Annotated in this window: 9 protein-coding genes; 4 read left to right on the top strand and 5 right to left on the bottom strand. The window is 50.0% G+C overall.

What is annotated here, in order from left to right; all coding sequences use genetic code 11:
- Positions 1-8 precede the first annotated feature (8 nt).
- Positions 9-908 carry a glycosyltransferase gene (locus tag MHI24_RS27565; RefSeq protein WP_340022728.1) on the bottom strand — a complete coding sequence of 300 codons (900 nt, stop codon included), beginning with the start codon at positions 906-908 and terminating at the stop codon, positions 9-11.
- A gap of 292 nt (positions 909-1,200) precedes the next feature.
- Here MHI24_RS27565 and MHI24_RS27560 point away from each other — a divergent pair, with 292 nt between their 5' ends.
- Positions 1,201-2,190: a hypothetical protein gene (locus tag MHI24_RS27560; protein WP_340022727.1), complete on the top strand. Its 990-nt coding sequence runs from the start codon at positions 1,201-1,203 to the stop codon at positions 2,188-2,190.
- Positions 2,191-2,347: 157 nt separating this feature from the next.
- Here the strand turns inward: MHI24_RS27560 and cydC are convergent, their stop codons facing one another.
- From cydC to MHI24_RS27540, 4 genes are read right to left on the bottom strand one after another with little or no spacing between them, the layout of a single operon-like run.
- On the bottom strand, positions 2,348-4,060 hold the full coding sequence (gene cydC, locus MHI24_RS27555) for a thiol reductant ABC exporter subunit CydC (RefSeq protein WP_340022726.1): 1,713 nt from the start codon (positions 4,058-4,060) through the stop codon (positions 2,348-2,350).
- Entirely contained in the window at positions 4,057-5,817 is a 1,761-nt protein-coding gene (gene cydD, locus MHI24_RS27550; RefSeq protein ID WP_340022725.1) for a thiol reductant ABC exporter subunit CydD, read from the bottom strand. Before cydD ends, cydC begins: the two co-directional genes overlap by 4 nt.
- Complete coding sequence (locus MHI24_RS27545) at positions 5,818-6,831, bottom strand: cytochrome d ubiquinol oxidase subunit II (protein WP_340022724.1); 1,014 nt, start codon at positions 6,829-6,831, stop codon at positions 5,818-5,820. It lies immediately after the preceding gene.
- The gene (locus MHI24_RS27540; protein WP_340022723.1) at positions 6,828-8,195 is read right to left on the bottom strand and encodes a cytochrome ubiquinol oxidase subunit I; all 1,368 of its coding nucleotides are present in this window, start codon (positions 8,193-8,195) and stop codon (positions 6,828-6,830) included. Before MHI24_RS27540 ends, MHI24_RS27545 begins: the two co-directional genes overlap by 4 nt.
- Before the next feature lie 287 nt (positions 8,196-8,482).
- Here MHI24_RS27540 and MHI24_RS27535 point away from each other — a divergent pair, with 287 nt between their 5' ends.
- From MHI24_RS27535 to MHI24_RS27525, 3 genes are read left to right on the top strand one after another with little or no spacing between them, the layout of a single operon-like run.
- Complete coding sequence (locus MHI24_RS27535) at positions 8,483-9,478, top strand: substrate-binding domain-containing protein (RefSeq protein WP_340022722.1); 996 nt, start codon at positions 8,483-8,485, stop codon at positions 9,476-9,478.
- The gene (locus MHI24_RS27530; protein ID WP_340022721.1) at positions 9,475-10,941 is read left to right on the top strand and encodes a sensor histidine kinase; all 1,467 of its coding nucleotides are present in this window, start codon (positions 9,475-9,477) and stop codon (positions 10,939-10,941) included. The genes MHI24_RS27535 and MHI24_RS27530 overlap by 4 nt, the downstream gene beginning before the upstream one ends.
- A complete protein-coding gene (locus MHI24_RS27525; RefSeq protein WP_340022720.1) occupies positions 10,916-12,253 on the top strand; it encodes an AraC family transcriptional regulator in 1,338 nt (445 codons plus the stop codon). The genes MHI24_RS27530 and MHI24_RS27525 overlap by 26 nt, the downstream gene beginning before the upstream one ends.
- The last annotated feature ends 194 nt before the right edge of the window (positions 12,254-12,447 follow it).

Raw genomic sequence — 12,447 nt, 5'->3', positions numbered from 1 at the left:
TTGTAAATTTATAAATGCTCTATAAATTCATCAATTTCTCTTATTTCACCTAATAATAACTTTGGTAATTTTTTCACAAGTTCAAGCTTGTGCTTGGAGTAAAACATTTCAAAGGCTTTCTCCAGGTTGTCTTTGTAGTTTTTTCTATAGTGGTCAATATGAAAAGAAAAAGCATCATGACTATAGATAAAATCATAGTTAGCCAAGTGCAATCTATATCCAAGTTCTAAATCTTCACATCCCCAACATTTATCTAAATCTTCATCAAAGTATAAGTCATCCAAAGAACCGTAAGAACAGGATATATTCCCCCCCGTGCAACATAACCAATATAAAGAAGATAAACATTTATTGAAGATTTCTTGTATTTGCTTTTCAAACAGAGTTGTTTTTTTCTGAGTAACGGCAATACGTAAATTCTCTTCATAATTATTAACTAATAAATACTCTTTGACTTTCTCCAAATTACTGTGAGTTATAAGTTTGTCAAATAAATATCCGGTGCCGGGATCCTGAAAAAACTTCAAAAGGCTTAAGTTGTATATTTCCCCATGAACAAGCGTCGGTTTGCGGCATGTATTCTGTATAGACAGGTGATTAGCGACAAAATTTCCAGGCATAAGCATATCATCATCACAGAAAAGCAAAACTGAAAATTCAGCATTTCTAATCCCAACATTTCTGGCACTAGATCTCCCGGTATTGATTTGATATATATATTTCACGGGATATTTAAAATTGAATTGATTGATTAGTTCTTGAGTTCCATCAGACGAACCGTCATCAACAATAATGATTTCAATATGAGTTGGATCAACAAGTACCTGATTATTTAAAGAATCAAGCGTATACTTTAAACGTTCTTTTTTGTTGTATGTTGGAATAATAACGCTTACACCATTATACATTTTCCACCCCATATTTGATTGGATTGCATTTATCCCCTTTTAAGGAAAATCATTGTTTCTAACAGTATAAACCTTTTTATGGGATAAAAGAATAATACACATATGTACATAATATGTCATTTTTTGAACTACATCTTAGGAAATTTTTAAAAATCTGAAACAATAAATTACACAAAATAAAAATATTGATCAATAATCTATTGTAGGTATAATTTAAATAAATGTTTTATTATTTGCTATTTACATTTTACATATTCCTCTAAAACTACTGTGGTCAAAGGACGATGCCATTATGAAAACTATACTTCCAGTTGTAAATCCCCCTATAACATCATTTCCTTATATTGCAAATACTTTGTCGTTTTTATGGATTAATAATGCTCAGGTACTTCCATGGCTGAGTGACCGGTATTTACAATTGATAATTAGACCACATCATTCAATGACAAGAGCAGATTTTTACGAGCAAGCAGATACAGACAATTACATTATTCCTGCGAACTCCTGTCCGTTTTTGGGCTGGTTAAGAAATAATCAAACCACAGCAAACTTCAATAAACTTACAGATTATATAGAATATCAGATCAATCAAGGGTATTATTTAGATGCTTGTCTTGATAATTATTATTTGAAATGTTCCGCAAGTTATAAAAAAGAGCATTTTATACATACAACCTTTATATATGGCTTTGACCGGGCTAACAATTTGATTTATATATCGGATTTTTATGAGAATGGTAAATATGCAAGAAAAACAGCAACCTACGAAGAAATTAATAAAAGTATTAAAGGCATTGATTATTTAATTAATCTTTATAAATATCAAGATTTCAATTATGCTTTAAATATTAATCAATTAAAATTATTTATAGAAGATTATATAAATTGTAAGGATAGTTTACGAAAATTCGAATTTTCTTATGCAGATTATAATAGAGACAATCTATACGGATTAAATTTTTACAAATATATTATTGATGTTTTTTGTAGAGAAAGAACACTTGATATAAGGCCATTTCACATACTATATGATCACAAGGTCATGATGGGAGTACGGTTAGATTATTTATATAAATTAAATATATTTGATAATAGTCTGATCCTTAAATTAAAGGAAAGAAATAATGTAATCATCAGCGAAGCTCTTACCTTACGAAATATGGCTATAAAATATAACATTACCAATGAAGGCGGCTTAATACATAAAATCATTGATAGATGTAATTATATTAAAAATGTTGACTACGCTTTCATGATTGATTTATTAAGCTCAATAAAGTGATATTATTATCAGATTAGGCCTAAGGGAATGGTCGGTAAGCCCCCAAATAAAAAAGACGGCTGCATTAGCCATCTTTAGGTTAAAAGGTTATTTGGATTTCCCGGCATTCTCCAGACATTGCTGCTGCTCGATATATTTTAGCATTAGTCTCTGTAATTTATATCATAGATAGCTCAATCTGCTTCATCCGGTACAAATAGCCCCTTTGCTCCATCAGCTCCGCATATGAACCTGTTTCGATGACCCTGCCCTGCTCCATGACGATAATCTTGTCCATGCCTTCCAGGCCGGTAAGCCGGTGGCAAATGAGCAGTAAGGTATCTCCGGCGGCCTGTTCGTGGAGATGGGTCAACACCCGCTCTTCCGTTACGTAATCCAGCGAAGAGGTTGGTTCATCCAGCAGCCATAACCGCCCTTTGCGGAGCATGACCCGGGCCAAAGCCAGACGCTGCTTCTCGCCGTCAGACAGGTTCTCTCCTTTTTCGAATACCATATCGGTTAATGCCACATCCGGCAGTTGGGCCTTCGCGAGAGCCTCTAACAATACTTCATCAGACTGTTCGTCTCCATCCAGCAGCAGGTTATCACGGACCGTTCCGCGGAAAAAATGACTTTGCTGTAAGACGACATTAGAGGATGCCCAAATGCTTGTCTCATCCAGCTCCTGCACCGGAATGCCGCCCAAACGTATGTCACCGGCTACAGGCGTGCGCAGCTTGAGCAGCAGATCGATCAGCGTGGATTTGCCGGACCCGCTCGGCCCAACCACTGCCGTTCTGGAGCCTGCCGGGAGGTGCAGCGATACCTCTGTCAGCGCGGGACGCCATTCATCTTCATATTGGAACGTAACACCGGACAGCTCCACCGACACAGCTTCTCCCTCCGGCAGAGGACGGCCCGGCTGCACCGGTGCATCACCGGCAGTCAATACGGTTTCGGTCAACCTTGTGGCCGCGTGCTCACTGTCTTGCTTATAGGCCGGTAAAGTAGCCATGGCCGCAGCTTCTTCAAACACCGTCTGTGAAGCCATGACCAGCATCGCCAGAAATACGCCAGCCAGCTCACCTTTCATAATTAGATAGGCCCCTAACGTCAGTACACCCCACGATACAAAAAAGGTGACAAAGGTGTGCATCGCCTGTCCGCGCAGCAGATGGCTGGCTGCACGCTGCTGCTCTATGGTCAGTGCTGCCGAAGCCTTCTTAAGCTGCTGTTCCCGCTGCGGCAATTGCCCGTACACCTTCAGATCGCGGAAGCCGTACAAGACCTCTGTCACTTCCGTTGACAGCTGCGCCCGCTGATTACGGACCCGGCCGTGTATCGGCCGCTGGCCCAGCAATACAATGCCCGGCACAACCACTGCGGTCAGCAGCATTCCTGCTACAAACAAGCAGGCGATCCAGAATGAATAAGAGGCGCTAAACACCATCGTTGCCAGAAAGACCGTGATGACGATAACCGGCGGATACGCGACACGCAAAAAATAATTTTGCAGGCTCTCTATATCTCCGACAATCCGCGCAAGCAGATCTCCGCTACGGTTCTTGTTCAAGATACCGGGCGTTAGGGGGATCAGCCGGGCAAAAAATCCGGTGCGCAAACGGCTAAGCATCGAAAAGGTTGCTCTGTGCGAATACAGGCGTTCCCCGTAACGGCTTGCCGCCCGGAGCAGACCAAGCAGCTTGACCAGCGCGGTAAGGACGATCAGGGTATAGAGCGGCGGCATAAAGACCGTCTGTGAAATCAGATACCCGCTCGCGGAGAAGAGAGCCACACCGGCTGCGCCGGCAATAAATCCTCCCAGAATCGACAGGAGAATATCCTTCCTCTCTGCTATCATGGCTTTGGACAAAATCGCCAGCTCGTTCATGCTGACCCTCCTTTTCGCTGAATATTAACCATCTCGGCATATTGAGGCATAAGTTCAAGCAGCTCATCGTGAGATCCTGCCGCCGCCAATACTCCATGGTCCATAAACAAAATGTGATCCGCTTGCCGGATCGTATATAACCGGTGTGCGACTGTGATCATCGTTGCATTTTTGGCCAGCGCAGTTATGGAGCTTTGCAGAATTTGTTCGGTCTGAAGGTCCAGGCCTACCGTAGGTTCATCGAACAGGATCAGGGCCGGACGCTTCAAAAAGGCCCGCGCTAAAGCAAGACGCTGCTTTTCCCCGCCCGACAGTCCCCTGCCGCCTTCCCCGACATTAGTGTCCAGTCCCTGCTCCAGCCCGGCAACCAGCGGTGCAAGTCCCGCTTCCTCTGCCGCCTGCCTGATTTCTTCCCTGGAGACCTTACGTCCGGCGCCGATGGCGATATTGTCAGCGAAGGTGCCGGCAAAAATATAGGGGTGCTGTGTAATGTAGCTGACCTGCTCGAACCATGAGTCCTCCTCCCACTCCGTCAGCGGGCTGCCGTTCACCATCACTGTCCCTGATACCGGCTTCAGCAGCCCGGCAATGAGATGGAGCAGGGTTGTTTTGCCCGAGCCGCTCTGGCCGACAATGGCAACATGCTCTCCCGGTCCTATGGAGACGGGTCCAGCCTTAAGCTCAAATGAACCGGGTGCATAATGGAAATGAACATCCTTCAGCTCTATAGATGGCGGCATCCGCAGCAGCTTGGCTGAGGACTCTTGGCCCCCTTCCGGCTGTGTGCCGGTGCCGCCGCCCATTTCCGCAAGCATTTGCTCCACCTTACGGACGGCCCCCATACTGGTCCGCCCGCTGTGAAAAGCGGTGCCTGTATTTTTTAGCAGATTAAAGAACTCAGGAACAAGCAGCAGCACCAGAAAGGCCGTGTGGAATGGCATGGATTTGAACACGAGCAGTTGAATAGCCAATTCAAGGGCAACAATCCCGATGCTCAGCATAACGATCGATTCCAGCATAAACGTATTCGTAAAGGCAACCTTCAGAATATCCATAGTCGCGTCACGGTACCCCAGGCTGCTGCGCTCAATCTGCTGCTGCTGGCGGCGGGATTGCCCAAATATTTTCAAGGTCACCAGCCCTTGCAGCGAATCCAGGAACGTACCGGAGAATTCGGCAAGCTGCGCATATTTTTCTTCGGATTTGTTTTTCGTTTGCAGTCCCACCAGAATCATAAACAGCGGAATGAACGGTGCCGTAAACAGCAGAATGAAGCCGGTATTCGCATGCAAGATAAACGTAGCTACCAGAATCAGAACCGGAATGATCGCTGCTTCCACCATCCGCGGCATGTACTGGCTGAAATAGCTGTCGGCTTCGTCCACTGCATCCAGCGCCACACTGACCTTCTCCCCCGTCTGCCCCCGCAGCGTTGAAGGCATGGAGGTACGGGTAAGCCTCTGCAGCACGGCTGCACGCATATTTGCCTTAGCGGCGGCCGCCATAGCCAGGCCGATTCTTCCGTTTGCGTACAACAGCAGAGTGCGGATCGCCATCACTGACAGCAGCAGAGCGAGCAGCAAGGCAACCGAAGATAAGGAAGCCTTCTCCACGAACACCCGCTGGACCGCTTCCGCCAGCAGCCCGGCCTGACTTACAATCGCAATGCCAAGCAGGAGCGACAAGAGGGTCAGCATAACAAGCCGTTTTCGTTGCCCTGACATCTGCTCAGCGATCAAGCTTGTTGTGTTGTTCATTTATTTCTTTCCTTTCACATAATCTGCGTCAAAGAGGAACAGCTTGAACACCAGAATCAGGGAAGGAACCAGCAGGCACATCCCGCCGATGAACACAATAACCAGCGCCAGGCCCATGGCCGGTGAGGTGATGCTGTTCTCCAGCGTAATGAACGGGTCCAGAATATAAGGGTACTGCCCGATTCCGTAAGCGAAGAAGGCACATAGAAATTGCAGCATGATGCTTATGAACGCCAAGCCGTAACGGCGGCCGCTGTAGAGCAGCCACATGGCAAGCATGAAGAAAGCAACGGACAGCGCAAGCAGCCACCATAAATCCATCATATTTTGAAAATGCCGCTCATTGTGCTGGCCCAGATAAATAAAGGCTGTCAGTGCGACAACAATGGTCGGCGTACTCCAGAACAGCGCATAGGTACGCATCAGCTTCAGCGCGGGTTGATCCTCTGCCCGGGAAGCATAAAAGGCCAGGAAGGAGCTGCTGATGAACAGCACGGATACAATCGCCAGGCCGACAATGCTCCAGGATAACGGGTTGGTGAACAAGGCCCAGTAATCCAGCGACACGGTCTCACCCTGCTTAAAGATAAAGCCGCCTTCCGACAGGGTGAGCGCCACGGACAAGGACGCGGGAATCAGCAGCCCCGAAGCGCCGTATAGGAACAGATATACGATGTTATTTTTGGAGCCGTAATTCTCGAACGCATAGAACGAGCCGCGGATCGCGATCAGGATAAGCGCAATGCTGCCCGGAACAAGCAGCGCCGAGCCGTAATAATAAGCGGTATCCGGGAAGAATCCGACCAGTCCAATGTAAAAAAAGACGAAAAACACATTCGTAATCTCCCAGACAGGCGATAAGTAGCGGGAGATCAGACGGTTAATCAGATGATCCTGTTTCGTCAGCCGGGCATAAAAGGCAAAGAACCCGGCTCCAAAATCAATAGAGGCCACAATTAAATAGCCGTATAAAAACAGCCAGAGCACTGAAATTCCAATCAGCTCATAACTCATTTTGCGTGCTCACCCCTTACTGTTGATGTATCGCCGGGAGGCTGATTCCACTTCTCCATCTCGGTTTCCGCCGGATTGTCCTTGAACATGCGCCGCAGCACAAGCACACATACCGTGCCTAACAGGATGTACAGCAGCAGGAACACAAAGAACAGGGTTCTCACGCTCGGTGATGTCGTAGCCCCCTCTTCTACACGCATGTATCCCCTTAAGATCCAAGGCTGCCGGCCAATTTCAGCGTAAAACCAGCCTAGCTCGACTCCCAAAAAGGCAAGCGGTGCGCCTAACGCGATCGCGCGAAGCAGCCATTTGTTATGCTCATTGCGTTTCTTCCAGAAGACAAACAGGAAGTACAGGAATGAAATGCCTAATAGGGCGAACCCGACACCGACCATCAGATCGAATAAATAGTGAACCAGGAGCGGCGGCTGCTCATCCGCAGGGAATTCATTCAGACCGGTCACCTCTGCATTGAAATCGCCAAAGGCGAGGAAGCTGAGAAATTTGGGAATGTGCAGTGCGCCCAGCACCTCATGCTCTGCGTTAAGCCACCCCAGCAGAATCAGATCGGCTCCGCTTTCCGTTTCAAAATGCCACTCTGCCGCAGCCAGCTTCTCCGGCTGATGCTCCGCCAAAAATTTCGCCGACGTATCTCCAGCAAGTGAGTTCAGCAGTCCAAACACCATCACCACGGCCATCATCAGCTTCAGCGCTTTTTTATGGTAATCCGACGCGCCCTTCCTCAGAAGTGCAAACGCAGCTATACCCGCCAGCAGTGCGGCTCCAGTCAGGTAGGCCGAGCTTAAGACATGGAACACCTTCGAGAACGTCGCGGTATTCAGCATCGCCTCCACCGGATTCACAGCTGTGAATTGCCCTCCGGCCATAGCAAAGCCCTCCGGCTGATTCATGAACCCGTTCACGGTCGTGATAAATACAGCGGACATCCCCGCACCGGCCACAATCGGGATCGTAAGGAGCCAGTGGATATACGGCTTTTTGAACCGGTCCCAGGTATAGAGGTAAATGCCCAGGAAGATCGCTTCGAAAAAGAACGCGAACACCTCCATAAATAACGGGAGCGCAATCACGTTACCGGCCAGCTTCATGAAATTCGGCCAGACCAAGGCCAGCTGGAGTGAAATCGCTGTGCCTGTCACCACGCCCACGGCCACAGAAATGACAAAACCGCGGGCCCATCTCTTGGCCATCAGCGTGTAGTGAGGGTCTTTTTTGCGTATGCCCATGAATTCGGCGATTGCGATCATTAGCGGAACCCCAACGCCAATTGTTGCGAAAATAACGTGGAACCCCAGTGTTAAGCCTGTCACCAGTCTGCTCCATAGCACGGTATCGATGCCCATTACGTTAGTGCCTCCTTATCCAAGCGGTTAGATATTTTGAATTATTATATCTTTAATTTTAAGTAAATCGGTTACGGTCACCTTTTTGCCTTTAAACGTTCATGAAAGCATCAACTCTTTTTAACATCTTGGTGAAAAGGAGCGAAACTACTCTTTCGGGCTATTGTTTGATAGGGAATAACATGGTACGGGTTCTGCAGATCCCCGCCGGTCACAGTTTCATATCCCGCCCCTGTCCATTTCATGTATAATGGGCAATACCAAAATGAGGATTGAGGGAGATTGGAATGCCAAACCGGAAATGGACCATCGCCATGGTCCTGATCATAGCCATGTTTGTCGGATTGCTGTTTCAATTCAGCAGTTCGTTCATCCAAATTCATACGCTCGTGAAGCCTTTGCAGACACAGCCCGCTTCCGGCACTGATCCGGTTCACATCGTACTGATTGCTCAGGAGCTGGACAATTATTCCTGGCGGGCGATTGAGCAAGGGGCCAGGGAAGCGGCCGCAGCCTACGGCATGGAGCTGGAATATATCGGGCCGGACCGGATTAATCCGGAAGAACAAATCCGCTTGCTGGACAAGGCCATCTCCGCTAAGGCCGATGCTATTCTGTTTCAGGGAATCGATAACGCCGAATACCGCCGGTTAATCAGCAAAGCCGCCGGTCTCGGTATTCCGGTGATTGCTGTGGACACGGACGAGCCCGGTTCGGAGCGGCTGGCCTATGTCGGCACCGATAACCTGCGAGCCGGCCGGCAAATGGGTGAATTGGTGGCCAAGGCTTCCGGGCAGCAGGGCAGCATCGGCGTGCTAATCAGCAATGAGCAGGCAGAGAATCAGCGCCTGCGGCTTAAGGGCTTCCGTTCGGTCATTGAGCAGCACCCCGGACTTCATATCACTGAAGTCGCGGCATCCGATATCTCAATGCTCCAGGCCGCCCAGAAAGCCCAGACCATGCTTGCCCGGTATCCGCAAATGAACTATATGGTCGGGTTCAGCTCCTCCGACGGTCTGGGCATCCTGGATGCGGCACGGCGCGTAAGGCCGGATGGGGTGCAGATCTTCGCTTTTGACGACAAGACCGAGACAGTAGAGGCCGTCCATGCCGGGAACATCAGGCTAACGATTGTTCAGCAGCCGGTAGAAATGGGCAGTCAGGCGGTTGAGCTGCTGCACGGCTATTGGCAAGGGAGCATTCCCCCATCTGTAACCTATACCGACACCTATGTGTTGAAGGCCGGCGGACCAGAGTCTGCCGCTGGGGGGACAACACCATGACTATACGCATGAAGCTGCTGATCTTCATTCCGCTGCTCGTCGTGCTCGCCAATTCCGTGGCCTACTTCGTGTTCCAGAGCGGCAAAATTGTTCAGACCAGCTATGACGAAATGATGGAGCGGATTCTGCTGATTGAGAAGACAACCGAGTCGGCGGAGAGCAATCTCCGCTTACTCTATGCTTATGTAGCCAACCCTGCGGAGACCCCGGAGGTCCAGTCCGCCGGGAAGGAGCTGCAGGCGCTGCAGCATGAGATCAAGGCGTTGCCCAAGCTCAATTCCCCCACCCACGCCTTCGATCCGGAGAGCTATCTCAACCTGGTGTCCACGCTGCTGGAGCAGCAGCGCCTCGCCATGGCGTCAGCAGATCACGGAGATCTCCAGTCCGCTTTCCAGTCTTATATGGAGACAGAGAAACTCGCCGGCTTCATCCGCGAAGACGGCCAGCAGCTGGTCCATTCCGAGCTGGCCTTCTACCGCCCCATTATCGAGAGCATCCGCACGGAGAACGAACGGATGAATCAGCGCGGAACCGCTCTGTTCGTGATGAATACACTCATGGGCGTTCTGCTGGCCGTCTGGGCCTCCCGCAGCATCACCGTTCCTGTCCGCAAGCTGGTGCAAATGGCGAAGCAAATCGCCAAAGGGGACTTACGGATCAAGCCGGAGCTGCAATGGCAGAAGGAGGATGAGCTGGGCCTTTTGTCAAAGGCCATTCAGCACATGTCTGCCGATCTTGGCGTGCTGATGGAGAAGGACAAAAAAAGCCTGGAAATGCAGCGCATCGTAAAGGAGCTGGAGCTTCAGGCGCTGCAGAGCCAGATCAACCCTCATTTTCTGTTCAATACGTTAAATGTTCTCTCCAAGCTGGCCTTCCTGGAAGGCGCGGAGCAGACCAGTGATCTGACGATCTCCTTGTCCAACCTGCTGCGATACAGCCTGCAGAAGCTGGACCAGCCCGTCACCCTGCAGGAGGAGCTGACCCATATCCGGGAATATGCCGCGATCCAGCAGACCCGGTTCCGTGACCGGATCAGGTTCGGGCTGGAGGTAGATCCCTCCGCTTTGCAGGTGACGATTCCGGCACTAAGCCTCCAGCCCTTGCTGGAGAATGCATTTCAGCACGGGGTATCCAGGATGGAGACCGGAGGACGGATCTCCCTCATCGTCCAGCGGAGGACGGAGGGCATCCGCATTACAGTGACGGATAACGGTGCCGGGATGACAGAGGAGACCCGGCTGTCACTGCTGCGCCTCGACGAAGAACGGGAAGGACAGGAGGACAAGGCATCCACCGGGATCGGGACCCGTAATGTATTCAGACGGCTCCAGCTTTTCTATAACCGGGATGATCTGATTGAAATCACCAGCAGTCCGGGACAAGGCACGACTATCCAAATCGAAATTCCTAATACAGCAGAAGAAGGAGGGGCTTCAGATGTACCGGATATTGATCGCGGATGATGAACCGATTGAACGCGAAGGCCTTGAATGTATGGTGGAGCGCTACCTGCCGGATACTTTTGAGTTCATCCATGCCGCAAACGGACGGATGGCCATTGAATATGCAGAGAAATACCGGCCGCATATTGCCATGATGGATATTAACATGCCTGGCATCGGCGGGCTGGAGGCGTTACGCGAGATGAAGGAGCGGCTGCCCGGCACCCGCTTCATTGTCGTGACTGCTTATGATTATTTTGCGTATGCTCAGGAAGCGCTGTCCCTTGGGGCGAAGGAGTACATCTTAAAGCCCGCCAAACGGGAGCAGCTTATTGCTGTATTCCAGCGGCTGGTCCTGGAGATTGAACAAGAGAGCGAGTCCAGAGCGCGGGAGCTGGAGCTCCGCGACAAGGTCTCGCAGCTTCTGCCGGTTGCCGAGAACGAGCTGGCTCTGATGCTGATGCTGGACCACAGCGCCGATGCAAGCACCGGACAGCTCGCCGATTGGCTGGGGACGCCTCTTAAGCAGGGGAGTGCGATCGTTATTGCCTATAACGGTGAGGCATACGCCCCGATGAAAAACAAGATTTACGACCATCTCCGCAGCTTTATCAAATCGCATGGACCCGGCTCGGTGGTCAGCCCCCTGATCGACCGGCATATGGCCATTTTTCTGCATAAGCCTGCAATCAGTGAACAGGACTGGCGGCGGCAGACGAAGCAGCTGGCGGAGCAGCTTAGTCAGGTCAGTGAACAGACGCTTGGCCTGAAGGCGTCCATCGGGATCGGATCGCTGCACAGCGGAGCGGACGGATTCCGCACCTCCTATTATGAGGCCGTATTTGCCTCTACGCTGCCGGAGCGGACGGGGACGGTCTGCCATTTCGATGAGCTGAAGCAGCAGAGCGGCCAGCCTTCCTCCGCCTCAGGGAACACAGAATGGACCGGTGCAGCTGTTCAGCAATCCTACGTGGTCTCCGCCCTCCGCCAGATGCGTGAACAGCGCGAGGAACAGACCTTAAGCGTGCTGGACCGGGCCAAGCAATATATTACGGAGAACTTTACGGAGGACTTGTCACTGGAGGATGTGGCGGATGTTGTCCATCTGAACCCTCATTATTTCAGTAAAATCTTCAAGCAGCAGTGCGGCGAGACGTTCATCGATTATGTCACCCGGCTGCGGATTGAGAAGGCTATTGCCTTAATACGCTCCACCCCGCTCTCCTTGAAGGAGGTCTGCTTCGAGGTCGGCTACAAGGACCCGAACTATTTCAGCCGTGTGTTCAAAAAAATCACCGGTGTTTCTCCCACCGCTTACAAGGATCAGCCGTAGCTGTTATGGATTATTTTGAGATCATCAAACAAGATAATGCTAGACTTGGCTCTTGCCCCATCCCCCGCTTCTGACAGCTTAAAATAGTGCGGGAACGGCCCGAATTAGTGAAGACGATTCCAGGCCCTGCGCCGGAAGACGCGTGCTATACTTCTTTCTGAAGATCGCAAATCCTTAAGAGATACGGTCTGCAT

The sequence above is a fragment of the Paenibacillus sp. FSL K6-1096 genome (assembly GCF_037977055.1).
Lineage (GTDB): Bacteria > Bacillota > Bacilli > Paenibacillales > Paenibacillaceae > Paenibacillus_AQ.
The sequence above is the reverse complement of the archived record's forward strand: the minus strand, read 5'-3'. Positions and strand labels throughout refer to the sequence as shown.

Bases quoted from the DNA above. Each gene is read 5' to 3' on its own strand.
- MHI24_RS27565 (WP_340022728.1), bottom strand. From the start codon at position 908: ATGTATAATGGTGTAAGCGTTATTATTCCAACATACAACAAAAAAGAA.
- MHI24_RS27560 (WP_340022727.1), top strand. From the start codon at position 1,201: ATGAAAACTATACTTCCAGTTGTAAATCCCCCTATAACATCATTTCCT.
- cydC (WP_340022726.1), bottom strand. From the start codon at position 4,060: ATGAACGAGCTGGCGATTTTGTCCAAAGCCATGATAGCAGAGAGGAAG.
- cydD (WP_340022725.1), bottom strand. From the start codon at position 5,817: ATGAACAACACAACAAGCTTGATCGCTGAGCAGATGTCAGGGCAACGA.
- MHI24_RS27545 (WP_340022724.1), bottom strand. From the start codon at position 6,831: ATGAGTTATGAGCTGATTGGAATTTCAGTGCTCTGGCTGTTTTTATAC.
- MHI24_RS27540 (WP_340022723.1), bottom strand. From the start codon at position 8,195: ATGGGCATCGATACCGTGCTATGGAGCAGACTGGTGACAGGCTTAACA.
- MHI24_RS27535 (WP_340022722.1), top strand. From the start codon at position 8,483: ATGCCAAACCGGAAATGGACCATCGCCATGGTCCTGATCATAGCCATG.
- MHI24_RS27530 (WP_340022721.1), top strand. From the start codon at position 9,475: ATGACTATACGCATGAAGCTGCTGATCTTCATTCCGCTGCTCGTCGTG.
- MHI24_RS27525 (WP_340022720.1), top strand. From the start codon at position 10,916: ATGTACCGGATATTGATCGCGGATGATGAACCGATTGAACGCGAAGGC.